The sequence below is a fragment of the Actinomycetes bacterium genome, from assembly GCA_024222295.1.
GTDB lineage: Bacteria > Actinomycetota > Acidimicrobiia > Acidimicrobiales > Microtrichaceae > JAAEPF01.
The window spans coordinates 1-918 of the sequence record JAAEPF010000111.1; the positions used below are offsets into that span (position 1 = coordinate 1).

Consider the following 918-nt stretch of genomic DNA (forward strand, 5'->3'; position numbering starts at 1 on the left):
CAGGGCCTCCCGTGACGCCCGCCGTCGTGATCGAGCCGGCGAAGGCAGGGCCCGTGAGGGCGGTCAGCAGCAGCATGCGAGCTCCAAAGCGTCACCCCTGCTAACGCATGCGAGCCTTCGTTGGGCTATATGCCTGCGCCGAACGGAGAAGCCATGCGCCAGCTGACCCTCGCCGCTGCCCTCGCGCTGCTCACCGCCTGTCCCGGGCGTGGGATCGAGTACGAAGGTGGACCTGGTGGAAACGGTGGCGATGACACCGCTCCCATCGAGGTCTCCGAGTGCGGCGCCGACCTCGACCTGACCACGGGCATCAACATCAAGGGCATCGGCCTCGACGTCGGCACCGGCGAGCTGTTGACCTGGGGCGAAGACACGGGCACCGCCGCGCTCTGCGTCTCGGCGATCGACCCGACCCCCGCGGTGACCGGCGGCGTGCCGACCACCCTGGTCGCTTCGACGATGTGCGAGGACGGAAGCTTCGTGCTCGCCGGCCTCGACGAGATCCCGGCCATCGGCATCATGGTCCAGATCGAGGACTGCAACGAAGAAGGCACGGTGATGCGGTCGGTCAGCGGCGTCGCCGCGGACCAGTTCGAAGGCTTCGGCCCCGGCGACACGCTGGACAGCGTGGTGGCACGCTCGCTGGACATCGCCACCCGCGACGCCTGGCACACCGAGCTCGACGGCTACGGCTACGGCCACGACCTCGGCGCCGAGGGCTTCCTGGCCGGCTACGTGCTCGACAGCTCCCAGACCGAGGTGTCGGGCGCCACGGTCACCTGCGGCGGCTGCTCCGACCGACCCACCTGGTACGCCGACGGCGACGCCTCGGACGGCATCTTCGCCACCGGGGCCAACGCCAACACCACCAGCCAGGCCGCTGGCGACAGCTTCTTCATCGTGCCTGCGGCGCGCATC

The 918-nt window shown here is 69.9% G+C and carries 1 protein-coding gene; it reads left to right on the forward strand.

All coding sequences use genetic code 11. From position 1 onward, the window contains the following. Positions 1–153: 153 nt before the first annotated feature. Positions 154–918 (forward strand): hypothetical protein (locus tag GY812_17725; GenBank protein MCP4437321.1); only part of this gene is annotated, 765 nt, incomplete at its 3' end.